This is a genomic window from Micromonospora sp. NPDC051006 (assembly GCF_044456245.1).
Lineage (GTDB): Bacteria > Actinomycetota > Actinomycetes > Mycobacteriales > Micromonosporaceae > Micromonospora.
This window is the reverse complement of sequence record NZ_JBITFP010000005.1, coordinates 291,902-314,256: the sequence shown is the minus strand read 5'-3', so window position 1 is coordinate 314,256 and position 22,355 is coordinate 291,902. Positions and strand designations below refer to the sequence as shown.

Genomic DNA, 22,355 nt, shown 5'->3' with positions numbered 1-22,355 from the left:
GTTCCTCCTGTGGGTGGGGGTCCCTGCCTGGAGGGAGCCGTGCCACGTCCTCCCGGGGACCGGTCAGTACGGATCTCGCGAACGAAAGATTGATCGCAGACACTATCACTTTAGATCGATACAACGAAACTTTTGCATGTAGAAATAAAAGTTGGCGCTTGATGGTCGTCCCACCCCGGGCCTGCGGTCGCCAAGGCGGCCGATCGGCCGGTTACCGTTGCCGGCGTGCGGGCGCAGGCGGGCGAGACGATCAGGTTCTCGGTGCTCGGGTCGATCAGGGTCGTCCGCGCCGGCGCCGAGCTGCATCTGGGCGCCCGCCAGCAGCGCCTGGTCCTCGCACTGCTGCTGGCCCGAGCCGGTTCACCGGTCTCCCTGGCCGAGCTGGTCGACCTGCTCTGGGACGAGGAGGCCCCCGCCAGCGCCGCGAACGTCGTACACCGGCACGTCGGGATGCTCCGGCGGCTGTTCGAACCCGGCCTGCCCACTCGCTCGACGGGCCGGCACATCCTGCGGGAGCTCTCGGGCTACCGGCTTCGCGCCGACGAGGAGTCTCTTGACCTGCTGAAGTTCCGGTCGCTGAGCCGGCTGGCCGGCCGGAGCCTGCAGGACGGCGACCCGGAAACGGCGCTGCGGCATTCCCTCGACGGGCTGCGACTGTGGCGCGGCCGGTGCGCCGCGGGCCTGGAACCGGCGTCGCGCCTGCATCCCGCGTTCCTCGCCGTGGAGGCCGAACGCGCCCAGGCGGTACGCGAGGCCGCCGACGCCGCCGAGCGCTGCGGCCGGCTGAGCGCGGTGCTGGCGCCGTTGCGGCAGGCGGCCGAGCAGCACCCGCTCGACGAGTCGCTGCAGAGCCGGTTGCTGCTCGCGCTCGCCGCCGACGGCCGCCAGGCCGAAGCCGTCGAGATGTACCGGGTGGTGCGCCGCCGGCTCGCCGACGACCTGGGCATCGATCCGGGCGAGGAGCTGCGGGAGGCGTACGACCGGCTGCTGCACCAGCGCACCGGCCCGGCGCGTACCGAGTCACCGTCGCCGCTGCCCCGGCCCGCGCAGCTGCCGCCGGACCTGCCCTTCTTCAGCGGCCGGGACGAACTCATCGCCCAGGCCCGCGCGGCGGTCGCGCGCCCGGGCGGGCCGGCGGTGCTCGCGATCGACGGCATGCCCGGGGTCGGTAAGACCGCCCTCGCCGTCCACCTCGCTCACGAGTTCGCCGCCGGCTACCCGGACGGGCAGCTCTATGTCGACCTGCGCGGATACGACGGGCGGGACCCGGCGATGAGCCCGGCCGAGGCGCTGCGCGGCTTCCTCGGCTCGCTCGGGGTGCCCCAGCAGGGCATTCCCGCCGAGTTGCACGCCCTGGCGGGCATGTACCGCAGCAGCCTTGCCGGCCGGCGCCTGCTGATCGTGCTCGACAACTGCCGCGACGCCGAACAGATCCGGCACCTGCTGCCCGGCAGCCCCGACTGTCTGGTGATCGTCACCAGCCGCAGCCGGCTCAGTACGCTGCTGACCACGACCGGCGCCCACCCGCTGCCGGTCGGCCTGCCGAGCCTCGACGAGGCCCGCGCGGCGCTCCTCGGGCCGCTCGGCGCCGAGCCCGTCGCGGCGGACCCGGCCGCGATCGACGCCATCATCGCCAGCTGCGGGCGGCTGCCGCTCGCGCTGGCCGTGGTGGCCGCCCGCGCAGCGAGCCTGCCGCGGACGCCACCGGCGCAGATCGCCGCCGAGCTGGCCCACGCGCCCTCAAGCCTGGACGGATTCGACGGCGACGACCCGCAGAACGGCCTGCGTGCCGTCTTTTCCTGGTCCTACCAGGCACTCTCCGCCCCGGCCGCCCGGCTCTTCCGGCTGCTGCCGATCCATCCCGGCCCCGACATCTCGATCGCCGGAGCGGCGGGCCTGGCCGGCGTCCCGGTGCGCAGTGGGCGGGCGCTGATCGGCGAGCTGAGCCGAGCGCACCTGATCAGCGAGGAGCTGCCGGGCCGCTACCGCACCCACGACCTGCTGCTGGCCTACGCCAGGGAGCTCGGCGAGGAGATTGACAGCCCGGCCGAGCGCGCCGCCGCGGAGCTGCGTTGCCTGCAGTTCTACCGGGCCACCTGCTATCAGGCGGACCGACGGCTGCTGACCTCCGAGGACCATCCGATGATCGAGCCGGGGCCGGGCGAACCCCTGTTGCGCTTCGCCGGCCACGGCGACGCCATGCGCTGGTTCGCCGCCGAGCGGCAGGTCCTGATCGCGCTGGTCGGTCGGGCCGCCCGCCAGGGCCGGCACACCGAGGCCTGGCAGCTCGCCCTGGGCATGCAGCACTTCTTCGACCGCAGTGGCCGGTGGGCCGAATGGACGACGACCGGCCAGGTGGCCCTCGAGGCCGCCCAGGCGGGCGGCGACCTGGTCGGGCAGGCCCGGATGCACCGCAGCCTGGCCGGGGCGGCGTACTTCCGGCGGGAGCACGAGACCGCGGTCGGGCATCTCGATAGGGCGGTCGAGCTGCTCGCCCGGCTCGGCCTGCCCGACGAGCCCCGGGCCAGGATCAACCGGGCGATGATCCTGGGCGCCCAGGGGCGACACGAGGAGGTCCTCCGGACGCTTGCTGCGGCGCTGGGGCCGGCCCGGGCGGTCGGAGACGACAAACTGCTCGCAGACACCCTGGTGATCATGGCCGCGAGCAACGCCGAGCTGGGCCGGGCGGACGAGGCCGTGCGCTGCGCCGAGCAGGCGATGGCGCTGTCGAGCGCTGCGCGGTACAGGCTGGGCATCGCCGAGGCGTGGGAGGTGCTCGGCCAGGCGCATTCCGCTCGCCGGGAGCTCGGTGCGGCGGTCGACTGCTGGCGCGAGGCGGCCGTCGCCTACCAGGAGGCCGCGGCGCCGGCGCCGGCCGCCGAGGTGCTGGCGATGCTCGGCGACGCCCTCGCCGCCACCGGCAAGCAGGACGCCGCGGTGCGGGCGTGGCAGGAGGCGCTGGCCCTGATCCCGTACGCACAAACCCCGACCGGCCGGCGGCTGGCCGGCCTGCTCGCGGCGGTCACGTCCGGTCCGTGACCGAACGCGGACGGCGACGGCACTCGATCCGCACTTCCGCGTCAGTCCATTCGCATGGATCGTCCCTAGGCTCCTGCCTCAGTCACCGTTGCTCCTGCGTGTGGGGGACATGCCGTGCTGCAGGCATCCGACGAATCACCGGCCGGCCCGGCCGAGCGCCTGACCGCGCTGCATGCGGAGCACGCGCGCGCCGTGCTGCGACTCCTGCTCGTGCTGACCCACGGCCAGCGGCAGAGCGCCGAGGATCTGCTCCAGGAGACGATGCTGCGTGCCTGGCGGCACCTCGACTCGGTGCCGACCGAGCCCGACGCCGCCCGCCGGTGGCTCTTCACCGTCGCCCGGCGGCTCGTCATCGACGGCGTCCGGCTGCGGCGGGGCCGCCCGGCCGAGGTCCATCTCGTCGACATGAGCTGGATTCCCGCCGGGGACGACACGACCGGAACCGCCCTGGCGTCGCACGCCATCCGGCGAGCGCTCGGCCGGCTGAGCCCGGCGCAGCGCAGTCTGCTCTCCGAGGTCTACCTGGTCGGGCGGTCACCGGAAGAGGTCGCGGGCCGGCTGGGAGTCCCGATCGGCACGGTGAAGTCCCGGACCCACTACGCGTTGCGGGCCCTACGCACCGGCCTCGAAGCGGCCTGATCAGCCACGATTCCCACCCGGCCGGAGATCGGGCGCTGAGTCGCAGCTCACAGTGCCGCAACGTGCGCCCGGCTCACGGCTCGGGCCCTGCCACGCTTCGGCGACGTGGCAACCAGCCCCAGACGGATCGCATCACGATGACCGACCCGCTCTCTTTCGCCGTTCTCGGCCCGGTACGGGCCTGGCGCGGCCAGTCCGAAATCGACCTGGGCACCCGGCAGCAGCGGCTGATCCTGGCGTTGCTGCTCGTCCGGGCCGGCTGCGCGGTCAGCGTCGCCGAGATCGTCGACCTGCTCTGGGAGTCCGATCCCCCACCCAGCGCGGTCAACGTGGTGCACCGGCACGTCGGGATGCTCCGGCGGCGCTTCGAGCCGGGCCTGCCGACGCGGGCAGCGGGCACGGTGCTGATCCGTGACGGCGCCGAATACCAGCTGCGGATCGACGGAGAGTCACTCGACCTGCTGCGTTTTCGGCGCCTGGTCGCCGAGGCCGCCGACAGCTCCGGCGAGCCGGCCGTCGAGCTCTACCGGGAGGCGCTGGCGCTGTGGCGCGACCGGTGCGCCGCGGGCCTGCGGGCCGGCGGACGGGCCCACCCGGAGTTCATCGCCGTCGACGGCGAGTGGTTCGCGGCCGTCCGGGCGGCGACCGATGCCGCCCTGCGGGCCGGACGCGCCCACGCGGTGCTGCCCACGATCCGGCTGGCCGCCGAACACGAGCCGTTGGACGAGGCGCTGCAGGCGCGGCTGCTGCTCGCCCTCGCCGCCGACGGCCGGCGGGCCGAGGCTCTCGCGGCGTACGCCGACATCGAGCACCGGCTCGCCGACGAGCTCGGCATCCAACCCGGCGGCGAACTACGCGCGGCCCGGGACAGCCTGCTCGACCAGGACGCCCCGGCGTCGACCCGGGCCGAGCCGCCGGCGCAGCTGCCGCCCGACCACCCCTACTTCACCGGCCGCGGCGGCGTCGTGGCCGCCGTGGAAGAGCTGCTGGCCGGAGACAGGCGGACCACCGCGCTGGTCATCGACGGGATGCCCGGCGTCGGGAAGAGCACCCTCGCGGTGCACCTGGCCCACCGGGTGGCCGCCCGCTACCCCGACGGGCAGTTGCACGCGGACCTACGCGGTTTCGACTCCGGCGACTCGGTGATGACACCCGCGGAGGCGTTGCGCGGCTTCCTGTGGTCCCTCGGGGTCGCGCCGGCCGCCATCCCGGCCGAACTGCACGCCCAGGCCGGCCTCTACCGCAGCATCCTGGCCGAGCGCCGGATGCTCATCCTGCTCGACAACTGCCGCGACTGGGACCAGATCCGGCACCTGCTGCCCGGCAGCGGCGACAGTCTCGTCATCGCCACCAGCCGCCGGCGGATCACCGGCGTGACGGGCCCGGCGGGCGCCCACCCGCTGCACCTCGACCTGCTGACCGACGCCGAGGCCCGCGAGCTGCTCACCCGCCGGCTCGGCGACGCGGCGGACGCCGACGCGGCCGCCGTCGGCGAGATCATCGCGCGGTGCGGCCGGCTGCCGCTGGCCCTGGCGCTGGTCGCCACCCGCAGCGTCGGCCGGCCCGGGATCAGTCTGCCCGCGGTCGCCGGTGAGCTGGCCGAGGCCGACGGCCGGCTGGCCGGCTTCGGAGACTCGCACGCCGACCTGGAAGCGGTCTTCTCCTGGTCCTACCAGGCCCTGACTCCCGAGGCAGCCCGACTCTTCCGGCTGCTGCCCCTGCACCCGGCCGGGGAGCTGAGCATCGAAGCGGCGGCCGCGCTGGGCGGGCTGTCCCTGCGCTCCGCCCGCGGCCTGCTCGCCGAACTCGGGGCGCAGCTGCTGGTCCAGCCCGGCGACGGCCGGTGGCGGATGCACGACCTGCTGCGCGCCTACGCCATGGAGCTCGGGGAGGAGCACGACGACCCGGCCGAGCGGGCCGCCGCCATCGAGCGGGTCTACGACTACTACCAGCTCAGCGCGTACGCGGCGCAGCTGCTCCTGCTGCCGCAGGTGCCGCTGCCGGAGCCGGAACCGTCCGAGCGTGGGGTCACCGGACGGGGCTTCACCGGGCGGGACGACGCGATGGCCTGGTTCGCCGCCGAGCAGCGGGTGCTGACCGACATCGTCGCGCGGGCCAAGGAGCGAGGGCGGCCTCGCACGGCCTGGCAGATCGCGTTGGCCCTGCAGAACTTCTTCCAGGACACCGCGCAGTTCAAGCAGTGGGCGGCAGTGGTGGGCAGCGCCCTCGCCGCGACCGGGGACGACCCCGCCGCGCAGGCCCTGCTGCACCGCAGCCTCGCCGGCGCCTGCTACTTCCTGGCGGATCTGGACCGGGGGCTGTCGCACCTGCAACACGCCCGGACGCTCTTCGAGCGGCTCGGGCGGCGTACCGAGCAGGGGCACGTGGAGAACAACATCGCCGAGATCCGGCTGGAGCAGCGGCGCTACCACGAGGCGATACGGCACTCCGAGGCCGCCCGGGCACTCTTTCAGGCCGAGGGAAATGTGCGGGGTGCGACCACTGCCCTGCTGGCCATCGGGCGGGCACAGGGCGGGCTCGGCCGGCACGCCGAGGCGCTGAGCAGGTTCGTCGAGGCGCGGCGGCAGTTCGAGGCGCTCGGCGACCTGCACGGGGTGGGTACCACCCAGTCCTGGCTGGCGCACACGTACTCGATGATCGACAACCTGCCGCACGCGCTGGCGAGCTGGCAACAGGCGATCGACACCTTCCGCGGCGTACGGGCCACCCATCACACCGCGGAGGTGCTGGTCTCCGTCGGCGACTTCCACTCCGCCAACGGCGAGCCGGCCCTGGCTCGGCAGGCGTGGAACGAGGCCCTCGCCGAGCTCGACGGGACGGACTCGCCGATGGCCCGCCGGATCCGCGACCGGTTGCTGTGGCACCGGTGACCCGGACGCGACGCCGGTGGGCGCCGCGTCCGGGTGCCACGCTCAGTACCGGTAGGCGCGGATGACGGTCTGCTTGACCGTGTTACCGCTGGTGTCCGCCGCGGCGGCCCGCAGCGAGACGAAGCCGGTGCCGGCCGGGTTGCGCACCCAGGCGACCGCCTTCTCGCCGGAACGCTGCACGGACAGCTTCCGCCAGGTCTTGCCGTCGTCGAAGGACGCCTCGACGGTCAGCGACCTGGTCCGGCCCGGCGCCGCACCGACCTGGCGGTCGAGCGAGATCGGGATCGCGAACAGCCGGTTGGCCGGCGCCCGGTTGTCGATGTCGAGCTCCGGGGTGTACCGGATCGCCGTCATCGGCAGCTTGACCAGGTCGCCGTCGCCCACGTGCGCGGACTTGAAGGTCCACTCCGCGTCGACCAGCGTCGACAGGGAGAACGCCGGGTCGCTGCGGAAGGTCGCGGCCAGCCGGTAGTCACCCTTCGCCGCGGGCACGTCCCACGTCCAGGGTGCCTGGTTGGCGTCGCCGATCTTGACGCCGTTGCGGTAGAGGTCCACCTGCACGCTGCCACCGACGACGTGCCGGAAGCCCATGTGCCCGGCACCGTCACCGTGCAGCGGGCCCGGCCCGCCGATCGTGTCGCCCCAGTAGCGGGTGGCGTACTGCTGGCCGAAGTTCGGCTCCGGGAAGACCGGCCCGGCCACCGCGTTGGCCCACTTCACGTTGTACGTACGCCCGGGCTTGAAGCTGGTCCACGGCGACTGGTAGTACGTGTAGCCCTGCTGGGCCGAGGTCGACTGCCACACCGCCTTCTTGTCCTGGTTGTAGTACTCGGTGATGGTGCTCGGCACGTCGTAGGTGAAGCTCGGCGGGATCGTGCGCTCGTCGCGGTAGACCGGTGAGTTGCCGGGTGCGTGCGCGACCGCGGTACGCGCCACCGGCACGCCGGCCACGTCCGCGCTGATCTGGGAGCGGACCGTGGCGAAGTCACCCGCGCGCAGCTTGCGGGTCAGCCCGGTCATCATCTTCTCCGGCTCGTAGAGGTAGACCCGGTAGACGTACGGGCTGTTGTGCAGGCTGCCGTCCTGGGCCACCTGGCCCCACATTCCGTGGACGTAGGAGACGAAGCCCGGGGTCTTGCCGGCCCCGATCTGCGCGGTCCGCACGTGGTCGAAGGGGACGTTCATCAGCGTGCCGTACGGGTCGTTGCTGCCCCAGATCTGCGGCTGTTCGGTGCGGATCGTCCAGCCGGACTCCTGGAAGACCGCGGTGGCCTTCGGGTTCGGCACCGACACCGCGATCGGCTTCGCCAGGCGGGTGTCCATGGTGAGGGCCTGGTCCCGGGTCAGGTCGAGGCTCGGACGAACCAGGGAGGTGATCTGGGGGAAGTACGGGTCGCCGCTCTGCAGGTAGGTCTGGACCAGGTAGCGGCCCGCGCGGATCCGGTACGTGGTGGCCGACGGGTCGCCGAGCACCAGGAGGGTCTGCCGGTCCAGGTCGGTCAGGACCGTCACCCAGCCCTGATCGGGCGTGGGCGCGCCGCCGTCCGGCCCGACGAGCTTGAGATTCAGCTGGTGGCGGGCGATGTCGAGCGCGACCGGGGTCTGCACCTGCGAGCCGCCGCCGGTGGCGGTCACCTCACCGCCGAAGTAGCGGTCGGGCAGGTCGGCGCTGGCCCGCACGGTGACGGTCACGGTGGCCGTGCCGCCGGCCGGGACGGTCACCGAGGAGGCGCTGAGGCTGAACAGGCCGGCCGGCGCCGGGGCGCCGTCGGCGTCCTTGGCGTCGAGGGAGACAGCCAGGGTACGGGGGGACGAGCCGCTGTTCGCGTACGTGATCGTGCGCGTCTGTGCCGCGGTGCCCCGCTCGAAGGCGACGCTGACCGGGCTCGCCGTGACCGTCTGCTGGACCGCCCGGGCGACGTCGAGGAAGCCGGCGCCCTGCTCGTAGACCCCGATCGTGGCGCTCGGCTTGGCGGCCGCCATCAGCGTGGACTTGATCCGCTCCGGCGTCCAGTCCGGGTGCTGCTGGCTCAGGATCGCCGCCGCGCCGGCCACGTGCGGAGTCGCCATCGAGGTGCCGTTCATGCTGGTGTACTGCGGGTTCGCGTCGTCCGGCCACAGGTCGGAGGTCGAGCTGCGGGCGGCGAGGATACCGACGCCGGGCGCGGTGACGTCCGGCTTGATGCCCGCGTCGCCCGCACGCGGTCCCCGGCCGGAGAACCCGGCCAGCTCGCCCGTCTTGGTCACGGCGCCCACGGTCAGCGCCTCGGACACACTGCCCGGCGAGTCCACCGTGGACTCGCCGGCCTCACCGCTGTTGCCCGCGGCGATGACGAAGAGCACGCCGTAGCGGTGGGTGAGGTCGGCCACCGCCGCCTCGATCGGGTCGGTCTCCGGGCTGTCCGGGCCGCCGAGGCTCATGTTGGCGACCTTGACGCCCTGCTCGGCCGCCCAGGTCATGCCGGCCAGGATCGCCGACTCCGGGCAGCCCTCCAGGGTGCAGACCTTGGCGCTGTAGAGGGTCGCGCCGGGCGCCATTCCCTTGTAACGGCCCTGCGACGCGGCGGCGGTGCCGGCGATGGTGGAGGCGACGTGGGTACCGTGACCGACCCGGTCGAGGGCGTCCGCTTCGGCGGTGAAGTTCTCCGCGGCGGCGACGTGGCCGGCGAGGTCGGGGTGGGTCTGGTCGACGCCGGTGTCGATCACGCCGACCTTCACCCCAGTTCCGGTCCAGCCCGCCTTCCAGGCCTCCGGCGCGCCGGTCAGCGGGACGCTGACGTCGAGGGTGGGTCGGCGCAGCCCGTCAAGCCAGATCTTGTCGAACCCGGCCCGCAGCTGCCGCTCGGCACCTCCCGCCGTGGACGTGATGGTGTTCCAGAAGGAGACCGCGTCCGCGCGGCTCTGGGCGACGGCGCTCGCTCCGTGCAGCGCCCGGGTGGTCCGGGCACCGGCGAGGCCGGCGGGCGCGGCGCCGCTGTGCTGGACGATGAGCGGCAGGGTGGCCCGGGTGTCGTCGTAGCCGAAGCTGACCAGCGTCGAGATGTCGAAGAGCCGCTCGTCGAGCTTGCCCCGGTTGAGCAGGCCGACGGCGTCGGCGGGGATGACCCGCACGTCCTCGCCGGCGCTGTGGGTGATGAACGGGATGCGCTCCCGTCCCTTGCCCGGCACGACGTCGACGGTCGTCTGGCCGTCGACGGTGCCGACGTGGACGGTGTCGCCGGTGAGCAGAGTGACCGTCCGAGGCTCGGACGCGACCGCGGGTGTGGTCGCCGGCTTCGCGGCCCGGGGCTTCGCCGACGCCGGCGCACCGCCCGGGGCCACCGCCGAGACGCCCAGCACCAGCAGCGCCAGCGCCGATAACGTACGAACTGACCGCATCATTCTCCCTAGATGAACGCGAGAGGTATCCGGTGCTCCGGACGTGACCGGCAGGTGAAAGTTCATCGAAAGTGACCTGGGTCACAAAGACCGAGAGCGCACGCGTCGCGGCCGGGTCACCAGCGGGTACGGATGTGCCAGCGGGTGCGGTACACCGGTTGCCCCCAGTGCGGGAGGAAGGCGATCGCCATCATTCCGATGGTCATGAGGGCGGCGATCGCGATCGGTGGCAGCGCCTGCGTCATCGGCGCCGCCAGCGACAGGGCGACCACGCCGATAGGCAGCCGCCACAGCATCGCGCGGAACACGACCAGCGCGTACACGGTGCGGCCGACGAGGAACACCACGGGGCCGGCGACCACGATGGCCAGCTTCGTGGGGCTGGTCTCGCCGACGGGGTCTCGCGCGACGATGTCACCACCGGCGGCGACCAACACCACACCGGCGACCATGACCAGATGCGCGTACGCCGCGACCAGCCCGATCCGGCCGGGATTGTTGGCGTGGTCGATCCCAGTGGCGAGATGGTCGGCGACGTAGACGATGTAGATCCGCCACATCGTCACCGTCAGGGCGAAGAGCAGGATCACGCCCCCCGTCTGCAGCGACACGAACGGGGGGTCGCCGTACAGCCGCACGCCGACGAGGATGATCTCGCCGAGGGTGACGATGAACATCTGCCGGTAGCGCTCCGCCAGGTGCTCGCCACCCACCCGGAGTTCCTCCGGGCCGGAGCGGCCGAGCCGGGGCAGCGGATAACCGAAGAGGCCGACCGCGTAGTCCGTCGCGATAGCCACCGCCCAGAGCACCAACCGGAACGGGCTGGGCAGGAACGCGCCGACCACCCACAGCACGCCGGTGAGGCAGAACCAGATGAGCACCCGCATGGGCCGCCTCTGCAGGGCGTGACCGCGCAGGGCGGTGATGAGGATGAACCCGCGACAGAGGTGCAGGCCCACGTACGCCCCGGCGAAGACGATGCCGTTGACCCCCTCGAACGCGCTGCTGATGGCCAGCGACATCAGCAGTCCGCCGAACAGCACGCCGAGGACGATCAGCTGGACGATCGGCAGACTGGGGTCGTACCAGTCGGTGGTGTACGCGGTGACCGTCCAGACCCACCAGATCGCGGCGAGCAGGACCACAGTCTCCAGCGCGTGGTTCCAACCGAGGTCGCCGGTCAGCCGGTCGGACAGCCGCATGAGCGCGACGATGAGACCCAGGTCGAAGAGGAGTTCCAGGTAGGAGATCCGGCGGGGGGTGTCCTGACCGCGCAGAATCCACCCCGACCGCGCCTGCGCCACCGCCCCCGTTCCTCCGGACAATCCTGCCCAGAATTCGTATCACGTCCGGCGCAGCGGATTGGGGCGTTGCCGCACAAAGCGACCGTGACCCTCGATCTGACGTCCGGTCGGTGGAGGGTCCTCGGTGCCTGCTGCGGTGACCCCGCTGCCGGGGTGCGACCGCGCCGAGGACCCTCGGCCGACTCACGCGGCGGTCATGCCACCGTCGATCGCGAGCGCGGCCCCGGTGATGAACCTGGCTTCCTCGCTCAGCAGGAAGGCCGCGAACGCGGCGATCTCCTCGGCCTGCGCGATCCGGCCCACCGGGTGCATCGCGCCGGCGGCACGGATGGCCTCCTCCGGGTTCGCGCCCATCGCGCCGCGCAGCAGCGGGGTGTCGACGCCGCCGGTGATGAGTGCGTTGATCCGCAGACCCGTCGCGGCGGTGTCGAGTGCCGCCGATCGGGTGAGCCCGACGACGCCGTGCTTGGCGGCGGCGTAGGACGCCATCCCCGCCGCGCCGGTGACGCCGAGGTTGGAGGCGTTGTTGACGATCGCACCGCCGCCGGAGGCCCGCAGCGCGGGAATCTGGTACTTCAGCCCGAAGAAGACACTGTTGAGGTTGAGGGCCAGGTCGGCACTCCAGGCGTCCTCGTCGATCTCGTCGACCGGGCCGTACGCGGTTGCCGCGCCGACGTTGTTGAAGGCACCGTCGAGCCGCCCATAGTGCTCGACCGCCTGCCGGACCAGCTGCTCCACCTCGGCTGCCACCGTCACGTCGGTCGGCACGAAGATCGCGTCTCGCCCGGCGGAGCGCAGGTCGGCCGCGAATGTTTCACCCGCTTCCTTGCCGCGTGCCGCCAGGACGACCCTCGCACCCTCCGCGGCGACCCGCTCTGCGACGGCCCGACCCATGCCGGAGGTGGCACCGGTGATCAAGATGACTTTGTCTACGAAACGCGTGGACATGGTAGTTCCTTCTCGAAATCCGGACGCCCCTCGTCCGTTTAGCCAACGTACCTCAGCGGACGAACGTCGTCCGCTTTTGCTGGCCGCCGAGAGGGTGAGTCCGGCCACCTTCCCGGCGAGGTCGCCAGCGGCTGCGCGCAGTGCTACCGAGTAGCCGGACACCGGACCGGATCTGGTCAGGCGTTCAGCAGCCGCCGGGCCGACAGCCAGACCGTGTACGGGTTGACCCGGTCGGGGTAGCGCTCGACCATCCGGGAGAACCACTCCTCGCGCGATGGCCTAGCGGCAAGTAGTTCGGCTGCGACGTCGAGATACTCGCGGGTCTGCCCGATGGCTGCGACGTCGTCGTCCCGAGTCGGATCCTTGTGCCCGGCGACGACATGGGTGGGAGCGAGCGCGGCGACCGTGTCGAGGGCGGCCCGCCAGCCGTCCAGGCCGCCGTCGGACGCCTCGGCGAGATACTGGTGGACGTTGTAGACGACATCGCCGGCCGCGACCAGCCCGATCGACGGCACGTGCAGGACGGTCGAGTCGTCGGTGTCACTGTGCCCGACCTCAACGCTGAGCAGTTGCTGCCCATCGACGGTGAAGCCGCCGGACGGTACCGGCCCGATCGGAATCTCGATCGGCGGGTCACCGAGCTGCCCCGGAAACAGATCGCGCCACAGGGCCGCCGGCACACCGTCCGGGGTACTGCGCACGATGCGGTCGACCGTCCTCGGGCCGGCGTACGCGACAGCGTCGGGGAATCGCCGGACCAGCCGCCCGGTACCGAGCCAGTGGTCGGCGTGCCAGTGGGTGATGTAGATGTGGGTCAGCCGCTTGCCGAAGGATTCGATCCAGTCGGCGAGGGCGTCCGTCTGGGCGACGGTGATCGGCGGATCCACGACCACGGCTTCGCGGGCCCCGTGGATCAGCGTGTGCGCCAGGGGCGACCAGTGCGGTCGTTCGCCGTTGGGCAGCACATCGTCCCGTACCGGCGCGAGGCCGGAGACGAGCACGTCGTAGCGCAGGGTCGCGTTGTCGGACATCCGGTCCTCCTCGGGCTCACTCGGGGGCGGCGAAGAACTCGGCGTACGGCGTTCCCCGGAAGTGCTCGCCCATGAGACGGGAGAAGAGCAGTACGGCCGGAAGGGGCCGGTGATTCATGACCAGGTGCTGGACCTTGCCCTGGTCGCCTCGGTAGACGACAGCGATGTTGGCGATGGGCTGCCCCTGGATGCGGGACGAGTAGTCCTCGACGTAGCCGTTGTCGCCGTACTTCCCGACGAAGACGAACTCCTGGTACTCGTAGAGCGTCCGCGCGTACGACAGCAGCGTCCGCACGGCGTCGGCGCCGCGGACGACACCGTGGAGCACGGCGCCCTCCATCGTCACGTCGTCCGCGAGATCGGCGAGCCAGGGCGGGTTGTAGTCGGTCCGCCGCCGAGCCGGATCGCCGCTTCCGAGATACGTCATGAAACGACCATATCGGCTTAAAGTCGGAGCAGGACGAGCTGGCGGGCCTGCGGCTCTGCCCGTGGCCAACCGACCATCCCCCGCAGACGAACGGTGCGCGCCGAGACGGATCTCAGCGCGCACCGGCGGTGATGGTTCACGTGCGGGGCCGAGGATGCCGGGCCCCACTGGCCCGGCATCCGATGGTGGACGAGCCCCGGTCGATCGTCGTGGATCGACCGGAGCTCGTCGGTTGGAGCAGGATCAGGCGGCGTCGAACCGGTCGAGTTCCATGACCTTGGTCCACGCGCCGACGAAGTCGGCCACGAACTTCTCGCGGGCGTCCTGGCTGGCGTAGACCTCCGCGAGGGCCCGCAGCTGGGAGTTGGAGCCGAAGATGAGGTCGACCGCGGTGGCGGTCCACTTCACCTCGTCGGTAGCCAGGTCCCGGATCTCGTACACGTGCTCGGACTCCGACGCCTTCCACCGGGTGCCCGGGGAGAGCAGGTTGGCGAAGAAGTCGTTGGTGAGCACGCCCGGTCGGTCGGTGAGGACGCCGTGCTGTGCGCCGCCGACGTTGTTCCCGAGGGCGCGCAGGCCGCCGACGAGGACGGTCATCTCGGGCGCGGTCAGGTTGAGCATGTAGGCACGGTCGACGAGCAGCACCTCCGGCTGGGTCTTCTCGCCGGGACGCAGGTAGTTGCGGAACCCGTCGGCCCGCGGCTCGAGGACCCGGAAGGACTCGACGTCGGTCTGCTCCTGCGTGGCGTCGGTGCGGCCCGGGCGGAACGGCACGGTCACCTCGACGCCACCGTCACGCGCCGCCTTCTCGACCGCGGCCGCGCCGGCCAGCACGATCAGGTCCGCGAGCGAGATCTTCGCGCCGCCGGCCTGGTTGAACTCCCGCTGGATGCCCTCCAGGGTTTCCAGGACCGTCGTGAGCTGCTCGGGCTGGTTAACCTCCCAGCTGCGCTGCGGCTCGAGACGGATCCGGGCGCCGTTGGCGCCACCGCGCTTGTCGGTGGAGCGGTAGCTCGCGGCGGACGCCCAGGCGGTGGAGACCAGCTGGGCAGTCGTGAGGCCGGACTCCAGGACCTTCGCCTTGAGGGCGGCGACGTCGGCGTCACCCACGAGCTCGTGGTCGACGGCCGGCACCGGGTCCTGCCACAGCTGCGGCTCGGCGACCCACGGGCCGAGGAAGCGGCTGACCGGACCCATGTCGCGGTGCAGCAGCTTGTACCAGGCCTTGGCGAAGGCCAGCGCGAACTCGTCCGGGTTCTCCAGGAAGCGGCGCGAGATCTTCTCGTAGGCCGGATCGAAACGCAGCGCCAGGTCGGTCGTGAGCATCGTCGGCTTGTACTTCTTCGACGCGTCGAACGGGTCCGGGATGATCTCCGGGGCGTCCTTGGCGACCCACTGCTTCGCGCCGGCGGCGCTCGTGGTGAGCTCCCACTCGAAGCCGAAGAGGATCTCGAAGAAACGGTTGCTCCACTGCGTCGGCACGTCGGTCCACGTCACCTCGAGGCCGCTGGTGATCGTGTCCCGGCCCTTGCCGCTGCCGTGGCTGCTCAGCCAGCCTAGGCCCTGCGCCTCCAGCGGGGCACCCTCGGGCTCCGGGCCCACGTGGTTCTCGGCGGGGGCCGCACCGTGGGTCTTGCCGAAGGTGTGGCCGCCGGCGATCAGCGCGACGGTCTCCTCGTCGTTCATCGCCATCCGGCCGAAGGTCTCCCGGATGAAGTACGCCGCCGCCCGCGGGTCCGCGTTGCCGTTCGGGCCCTCCGGGTTGACGTAGATGAGGCCCATCTCGGTCGCGCCGACCTCGGGCGCCATCTCGGCCTCGCCGACGTAGCGCTCGTCACCCAGCCAGGTGTCCTCGGGACCCCAGAAGATCTCCTCGGGCTCCCAGACGTCCTCCCGGCCGAAGGCGAAGCCGAACGTCTTGAAGCCCATCGACTCCAGGGACACGTTGCCGGCGAGCACGAGCAGGTCGGCCCAGGAGATCTTCTGGCCGTACTTCTGCTTCACCGGCCACAGCAGGCGGCGCGCCTTGTCGAGGTTGGCGTTGTCGGGCCAGCTGTTGAGCGGAGCGAAACGCTGCCCGCCGTCGCCGGCGCCGCCGCGACCGTCGTGGATCCGGTACGTGCCCGCGGAGTGCCAGCTCATCCGGATCATCAGACCGCCGTAGTGGCCGAAGTCGGCCGGCCACCAGTCCTGCGAGGTGGTGAGCACCTGCACGATGTCCCGCTTGAGCGCCTCGACGTCGAGCTTGGCGAACTCCTTGGCGTAGCTGAAGTTCTCGCCCAGCGGGTTGCCCTTCGAGGAGTGGGCGTGCAGCACCGACAGGTCGAGCTGGTTGGGCCACCAGTCCCGGTTGGTACGCGGACGCCCACCGGTCTTCGGGGTCGGCGAGGGGATCCCCGGGTTCTCGCTCTCGCTGCCCTGCGAGGTCACGGAGTCGTGCGCGACCGGGCAGCCGGCCGCCTCCTTCTTGTCCACGCCCTGCGCGCTGGCGGGGGCCTGGTCCTGGGTGTCGCTCATCTACTTCCTTCCGAACTGGCGGATCACTGGGCGGTGCGTTCGGTCGCGCAGTCGGGGCAGGTGCCCCAGTAGACGACCTCCGCCTCGTCGACCACGAAGCCGTGATCGTCCGAGGCGGTGAGACATGGGGCGTGGCCGACGGCGCAGTCGACGTCGGCGATCGCGCCACAGGAGCGGCACACGATGTGGTGGTGGTTGTCCGCCACCCGTGCTTCGTAGCGGGCGGTGGCGCCGGCGGGCTGGATGCGCCGCACCAGACCGGCATCGGTGAGCGCCCGCAGGACGTCGTAGACCGCCTGGTGGGAGACCGTGGGGAGATCAGCCCGTACCAGCCGGATCACCGTGTCGGTATCGACGTGGCGGTGGTCTCGTAGCGCGGCGAGCACCGCCAACCGAGGCCGGGTCACCCGCAACGAGACAGCCCGCAGCTGCGCCTCGAAGTCGGACGTCACCTGCCGAACATAGTCCACTCTTCTGGAACAGTTCAAGTTTATCGTCGGTCTTAACCCGATAGGTGCTCACCGAAACGGCGAAACCCAGCGATATCAGACACCGTACCGCCGAGACCCGGATTGTGGCGGGCCGACCTGCCGGCGGCTGCCCCCGCCTCCGGAGATGCCGCCGGCCGCCGGATTCCGATGAGCCAGCCGCAGCCTGCGGTTACGTTGAGCGATGAAGGCATCTCGCGTCTGGTCGTTCTCTGCTCGTCGGAAGGTGCGCCGTGACGAACACCGCTCGCCGACCCACCCCGGCCGATCCGATGCCCGATGTGACGCGTCCGAGTGACATCCCGAGCGAGACGGTACGGAATCTCCCACCCGAGTTGGGACCGGACGCGGTCGGTGTGCTCGAGCGGCGGACGTTCATGTTCTCCGACGCGGCCGGGGACGTGCCTCCGGGCTCGATCGGCGGGCTGGTGCACGACGACACCCGCTTTCTGAACCGGTGGCAACTCACGATCTGCGGGTCGCCGCTGCTCGTCCTGCGCTCGGGCACGGTGGAGGACTACTCGGCGGCGTTCTTCCTGGCCAACCCCGAACTCCCCGGCCTGCACGCCAACGCCATCGGGGTACGCCGGCAGCGGTTCATCGGCGACGGCATGCACGAACGCATCGAGCTGCAGTCGTACGCCGGAAAGGCGGTGTCGATCCAGGTCCGGTTGGCGGTGGGCACGGACTTCGCCGACCTGTTCGAGATCAAGGAGACCGTCCGGGATCGTTCCCACCAGATCACCCGCGCACACGCCACCGACGGCTCGCGGTTGGACTTCATATACCGCAACCACACCTTCGGGGCCCGCACCGAGGTGCTGGCGGACCCGCCGGCGAGCGAGATAGTGGGCGACGAGATGGTGTGGGAGCTACGCCTGGCACCCAACCAGGAGTGGCGATGCGACCTGCGCGTACCACTGGACTACGGCGAGACGGAGACCGCACCGACCAACCGCGGCTTCGGCGAGGCCTTCGACGTCGAGCACGACGATCCCCTGGCTCGCTGGGAGAACGCCAAACCGATCCTGCACACGGATTCCGCCGTGCTGAGCGCCATGTATCGCAAGTCCACCGCGGATCTGACCGCCCTACGCAACGAGATACGGCTGAAGGACGAGCCCGTCGTTCTGCTGTCGGCGGGGCTGCCGTGGTTCCTCACCGTGTTCGGCCGGGACATGCTGATCACCGCCTACCAGACGATGGGCGGCGGCCCGGACCTGGCGCGCGGCGCACTGCTCGCGCTCGCCCTCTACCAGGCCACCGAGTTCGACGACTTCAGCGACCAGGAGCCCGGCAAGATCCTGCACGAATACCGATCCGGTGAGCTGACCAGGCTCGGCCTCAAACCACACAACCCCTACTACGGCAGCGCCGACGCCACCCAACTGTGGCTGATCCTCCTCTCCGAGTACTGGCGTTGGACCGGCGACGACCAGTTCGTGCGCGACCTGCGCGACAACGCCTACGCCGCGCTGCGCTGGGTCGAGGAACACGGCGACCGCAACAACGACGGCTACGTCGAGTACGCCACCCGCTCGCCCCAGGGACTCGGCAACCAGTGCTGGCGCGACTCCTGGGACGGCGTCCTGTTCTCCACCGGCGCCATGCCCTTCCTCCCCATCGCCACCTGCGAGATCCAGGGCTACACCTACGACGCCAAGCTCCGCTTCGCCGAGTTCGCCGACGGCCCGCTCGCCGACGCCCCACTGGCCACCCGACTCCGCGCGGAGGCAGCCGACCTGCGCGACCGTTTCAACCGGGACTTCTGGATCGACGACCGCGGCGGCTACTACGCGCTCGGTCTCGACGGCGACAACCGGCAGATCGACCTGATGACCTCCAACATGGGCCACCTGCTCTGGAGCGGCATAGTCCCCACCGAACGCGCCGCCATCATCGCCGGCCACCTGATGTCCGAACACCTCTTCTCCGGCTGGGGCGTCCGGACGACCTCCACGGCCGATCGTGCCTACAACCCCATCGGCTACCACCGAGGCACCGTCTGGCCCCACGACAACTCGATCATCGCTCACGGCCTCGCCCGCTACGGATTCCGCCAGGAGGCCAACCGGATCATCATGGCGATGCTCGACGCCGCAGAGTTCTCCGAACACCGCCTTCCCGAGGCCTTCTCCGGCTACGACCGGTCGTTCGGCCGCGCCCCCGTCCCCTACCCGACCGCCTGCAACCCGCAGGCCTGGGCCAGCGCGGCGCCCATCCTCTTCATGCGCACCATGCTCGGCCTGGAGCCCAGGGACGGCCAACTCACCCTCGATCCCGAGATCCCGCCCGAGATCGGGCGGATCCAGTTCAGCAACGTGTCCGCCTTCGGCAAACGGTGGGAGGTCGAGGCAACGAGAACCCAGTCGGGCATCCGTCTCGCCCCGTGAGAACGCGCTACCGACGCAGGCGGTGACCCGGGTCCCTGCCCACGTCCGAGCACGGGTCACGTCGCGAACCTGAACGAAGACCTCTTCACACTCCTGCGCGACAGCGTGGTGCGGCCGACCGGAGCGACCATGGCAGCGCAGATGTTGGCCGTGACACCCCGTCTGGTCGGGAGCGGCGGGTTCTACGTCCTGAACAGCGAACCCGGTCTACCCGTGCCGCCAGGCCAGCCCGGTGGCACGGGCACGGTCGACTTCCTCTTCCCTACACGTAACGCCGCGGTGTCGTGCTCGGCCGGGCAATGAACTGCGCCTCGCAACCATGACTCGGGCTGCTCCTGGTCAGCCGCCGGACTCGTCCTGCGTCCGCAACCCGTGCAGGTCATAGCTGAACTCGCCGGCATCCAGCCGGGCGCGCAGTCCGGTCTCCTTGTCGATCCGAGTCTTCGTCGCGGCGGCGACGTCGGCCGCGCTGTTCCGCGCCACCACCACGGCCCCGTCGGCGTCGAGCACCACGATGTCTGCCGGCTCGACGGTCGCGCCGCCAACCCGGACCGGCACGTCCAGCGAGCCCCGCTCGCGCTTGGTCGCTCCGCGTACCCGGCGCCAGCGGGCCCAGATCGGCAGTCCGAGTTCCCGGAGTTCGTCGACGTCCCGGACCGCGGCATCGATCAGCACGCCGATCGCGCCGGCGACCTTGGCCTGGGTGGCCAGCAGCTCGCCGAGCAGGGCGACGGGGGCCGGCTCGGGCATGGTGAGTACGAGCACCTCGCCGGGGCGCACGAGCGTCATCGCCTCGTGCACGGCCCGGTTGTCGTCCTGGCCGCAGCGGACGGTCCGGGCCGGCCCGGCGACCCGGGTGCCCGGCACGACCTGGACAAGGTCGACGTCGATCAGGCCGCACCGGCCGGCAGCCTCGTAGACGGTGGCCACCCCGGCGGCGGTCAGCGTCTCGATCACGCCCTTCTCGACGGCCGCCGCGCCGCCGCTCACAGTGCACCCACCACGTTCGGGATCAGCCGTTGGAACGCCTCCGCCTGCCGGATGGCGGCGTTGCCGGTCACCCGGCGGGCGTGGTTGCCGCGCTGATCGGCCCGCTGCGTGTAGTACTCGCGCAGGTAGCCCTGGGCGCCCATCGCCGCCATCGCATCCTGCTTGGCCGGCATCGCACCGGTGATGTCGACGAAGACGGTGGGGACGAACCCGCACAGCTCGGGCTGGTGAGGCTCGAAGACCAGGAACTCCGAGGGCGGGGCGGTCCGGAAACCGCTGGACACCCCGGCGCCGGCGGTGAGCTGCCGGGCGGTCGCCACCGCCGTGTGCGCCACCGGGTGGTCCGGGTTGAACGGATCGCGGTCCGGGTGGGTGATGACCACGTGCGGGGCGTACTCACGCATCAGGCCGGCCAGCCGGTCGACGTCCTCGTCCCGAATCCGCAACGGGTAGTCGCCCAGATCGAACGCTTCCAACCGGGCGCCGACCGCGGCGGCGGCCCGCTCCGCCTCCAGGTGCCGTAGCCGCTTGACATTCTCCACCGTCTGGTCCGGGTCCTTCCACAGCTCGCCGGACTCGCCCCGTTCGCCGTAGGAGAGCGCCAGCACCACGGCCTCACCTCCGGCGCCCGTGTGTTTGGCGATCGCGCCGGCGGCCCGCCAGACGAAGTCGGCCGAGTGGGCACCCACCACCAGCATTCGCCGCGCGCTCATGCCGGCACCACCGGCTTCGGCGTCGCCAGGCGGCGCGAGTTGACCACCGCCATCACGTGAAGGCTGCGTGCCGAGGGCGCCCAGACCGAGGACTCGTTCTTCCTGGACACGCAGCACGTGATCGTCACCGTCGAGGGCACCAACCGCTCCGACGTGAGCGCCGTCGGCGGAGAGGTCCGAGCCGCCGTGGGCGCCACGGTCACCGCGAACGTCGGCGTCAAAGAACCTCGGTCCCGCGTACGCCTCCGGCATCACCGAGCCGGCCGCGACCGTCACCTTCACGCCGCCGTCGGGCACCACCGTGACGACGGTGCCCGCCGGCTGCACGAAGGCGGACACCGGCTACGTCTGTCGGACGGCCATCCACCCGCTCGCGGTGGACCAGGCCGTCACGTGGGGCTTCGGGCTGCGGGTCGACGCCGCCGGGGAACTCACCGGCACCGTCACGGCGAAGTCCTCGACCGCTGACGTGACGTCGGACAACGACGTGGCCAAGCTGGTCGTGAACCCGGCCGGCGGTGCGGGCGGCGGGGGCGAGGACGGCCCGTCGCTGCCGATCACCGGCCAGTCCGGCATCCTGCTGGGTGGCGGCGCCGCCGCTCTGCTGGCCGCGGGCGCCGCCCTGTTCGTGGTGGCGCGCCGTCGCCGTACCCGCTTCGTCGCCTGACACGATCGGATCAGCAGAACAGCCGTGAAGCCCTGGTCGGACCCCGGTCCGACCAGGGCTTCCGCGGAAGGGGTGCGGGACGCGCCAGGCCGGCAGCCGACCGCGAGGGGCGGCGCAGAGCGTCCCTCCCTCCCACCCCATCACCATCGAGACAGGCACGACGCATTAGCATTGCCGCGGTCCGGGACGGCTCTGCTGAAACGAGGCGAAATGCGTTGGCTCCGGCGGTTGCTGGGCGGCGGGCGGGTCCAGCTCGATGCGGGGCGGCAGCAGGTGCTGCTACAGGACGTCCAGTACCGGTACGGCGCCCGCGCGCAGATCCGGTTCTCCGAGCAGGTCGAGGCCGTCAGCGGGCTGCTGAACAGCGACGACGGCCTCGTGGTGGCGGCCCGGATCGTCAGCCAGGTCGCCGATGAGGCCCACGCCGACCTACAGGCCCAGGCCCAGGAGATACACCGACGGACGGGCCGGCGACTCCTGGTCCACCGTCGGAACTACCGGCCGCTGTGGAAGGAGGCCGGCCCGGCCCTGCGGTGGCCACTGTTCGCATTGCCGAGCGGCTTCCACCCGTACGCCCAGGTGTCCGCAGCCGTCGCGGTGATCGGCAGCCAGGCGTCCCGGCTCGACCGGGTGACCGACCCGAACCCGCTCGTGACCCGTATGTTCGAGGTGCTCGATCTGACCACCGCCGGCTGGGAGTACGGCCGGGTGCGGATCGACACCGACGCCGCCGGCCTGGCCGATCGGCTGATCTCGAGCACCGCGCAGGTCCTCGCGGCCATGGACGACCCGCCCCGGCTGCCACCCGCGGTCCGTGAGCTGATGCGCCGCAACAACACCCTCCACGTGCACGATCCGGCCGGCCCTCGCGCGGTAGGTGCGATCAATCTGGGCGCGACGATGCGGGAACGTCTGCTGGCCTGAAGAAAC

15 protein-coding genes are annotated in these 22,355 nt (G+C 71.5%); 6 read left to right on the top strand and 9 right to left on the bottom strand.

Annotation, left to right across the window (positions count from 1 at the left end):
• Nucleotides 1-225: 225 nt before the first annotated feature.
• The 3 genes from ACIBBA_RS12170 (at nt 226) to ACIBBA_RS12160 (ending at nt 6,569) form a co-directional block, all read left to right on the top strand.
• On the top strand, nt 226-3,039 hold the full coding sequence (locus ACIBBA_RS12170; protein WP_396696408.1) for an AfsR/SARP family transcriptional regulator: 2,814 nt from the start codon (nt 226-228) through the stop codon (nt 3,037-3,039).
• A gap of 114 nt (nt 3,040-3,153) precedes the next feature.
• Entirely contained in the window at nt 3,154-3,678 is a 525-nt protein-coding gene (locus ACIBBA_RS12165; RefSeq protein ID WP_396696406.1) for a sigma-70 family RNA polymerase sigma factor, read from the top strand.
• A 137-nt stretch (nt 3,679-3,815) separates the two neighbouring features.
• A complete protein-coding gene (locus tag ACIBBA_RS12160; protein WP_396696404.1) occupies nt 3,816-6,569 on the top strand; it encodes a BTAD domain-containing putative transcriptional regulator in 2,754 nt (917 codons plus the stop codon).
• A 42-nt stretch (nt 6,570-6,611) separates the two neighbouring features.
• On the opposite strand, the gene ACIBBA_RS12155 is transcribed toward ACIBBA_RS12160, so the two are convergent.
• From ACIBBA_RS12155 to ACIBBA_RS12125, 7 genes are all read right to left on the bottom strand, one after another.
• Nucleotides 6,612-9,947 (bottom strand): S8 family peptidase, encoded by a 3,336-nt coding sequence (locus ACIBBA_RS12155; RefSeq protein ID WP_396696402.1) that lies wholly within the window; start codon nt 9,945-9,947, stop codon nt 6,612-6,614.
• A 116-nt stretch (nt 9,948-10,063) separates the two neighbouring features.
• Nucleotides 10,064-11,251, bottom strand: coding sequence for a low temperature requirement protein A (locus tag ACIBBA_RS12150; protein ID WP_396696400.1), 1,188 nt, complete (start codon nt 11,249-11,251; stop codon nt 10,064-10,066).
• Between the two features lie 183 nt (nt 11,252-11,434).
• Nucleotides 11,435-12,199 carry an SDR family oxidoreductase gene (locus ACIBBA_RS12145; RefSeq protein WP_396696398.1) on the bottom strand — a complete coding sequence of 255 codons (765 nt, stop codon included), beginning with the start codon at nt 12,197-12,199 and terminating at the stop codon, nt 11,435-11,437.
• 176 nt (nt 12,200-12,375) lie between these two features.
• The gene (locus ACIBBA_RS12140) at nt 12,376-13,230 is read right to left on the bottom strand and encodes an MBL fold metallo-hydrolase (RefSeq protein WP_396696396.1); all 855 of its coding nucleotides are present in this window, start codon (nt 13,228-13,230) and stop codon (nt 12,376-12,378) included.
• Nucleotides 13,231-13,246: 16 nt separating this feature from the next.
• Nucleotides 13,247-13,657: a hypothetical protein gene (locus ACIBBA_RS12135; RefSeq protein WP_396696394.1), complete on the bottom strand. Its 411-nt coding sequence runs from the start codon at nt 13,655-13,657 to the stop codon at nt 13,247-13,249.
• Nucleotides 13,658-13,900: 243 nt separating this feature from the next.
• Nucleotides 13,901-16,174: a catalase/peroxidase HPI gene (gene katG, locus ACIBBA_RS12130; RefSeq protein ID WP_396696392.1), complete on the bottom strand. Its 2,274-nt coding sequence runs from the start codon at nt 16,172-16,174 to the stop codon at nt 13,901-13,903.
• Between the two features lie 23 nt (nt 16,175-16,197).
• Entirely contained in the window at nt 16,198-16,626 is a 429-nt protein-coding gene (locus ACIBBA_RS12125) for a Fur family transcriptional regulator (RefSeq protein ID WP_396696390.1), read from the bottom strand.
• Between the two features lie 308 nt (nt 16,627-16,934).
• On the opposite strand from ACIBBA_RS12125, the gene ACIBBA_RS12120 reads away from it, so the two are divergent.
• Nucleotides 16,935-19,055, top strand: a complete 2,121-nt coding sequence (locus tag ACIBBA_RS12120; RefSeq protein ID WP_396696515.1) for a glycogen debranching N-terminal domain-containing protein — start codon at nt 16,935-16,937, stop codon at nt 19,053-19,055.
• 339 nt (nt 19,056-19,394) lie between these two features.
• Here ACIBBA_RS12120 and ACIBBA_RS12115 read toward each other — a convergent pair whose 3' ends face one another.
• The gene (locus ACIBBA_RS12115) at nt 19,395-20,045 is read right to left on the bottom strand and encodes an RraA family protein (protein WP_396696388.1); all 651 of its coding nucleotides are present in this window, start codon (nt 20,043-20,045) and stop codon (nt 19,395-19,397) included.
• Complete coding sequence (locus ACIBBA_RS12110) at nt 20,042-20,758, bottom strand: PIG-L deacetylase family protein (protein WP_396696386.1); 717 nt, start codon at nt 20,756-20,758, stop codon at nt 20,042-20,044. Before ACIBBA_RS12110 ends, ACIBBA_RS12115 begins: the two co-directional genes overlap by 4 nt.
• 310 nt (nt 20,759-21,068) lie before the next feature.
• Here ACIBBA_RS12110 and ACIBBA_RS12105 point away from each other — a divergent pair, with 310 nt between their 5' ends.
• Both ACIBBA_RS12105 and ACIBBA_RS12100 read left to right on the top strand, forming a co-directional pair.
• Nucleotides 21,069-21,425, top strand: coding sequence for an LPXTG cell wall anchor domain-containing protein (locus ACIBBA_RS12105; protein ID WP_396696384.1), 357 nt, complete (start codon nt 21,069-21,071; stop codon nt 21,423-21,425).
• Nucleotides 21,426-21,635: 210 nt separating this feature from the next.
• On the top strand, nt 21,636-22,349 hold the full coding sequence (locus ACIBBA_RS12100; protein ID WP_396696382.1) for a hypothetical protein: 714 nt from the start codon (nt 21,636-21,638) through the stop codon (nt 22,347-22,349).
• Nucleotides 22,350-22,355: the final 6 nt, after the last annotated feature.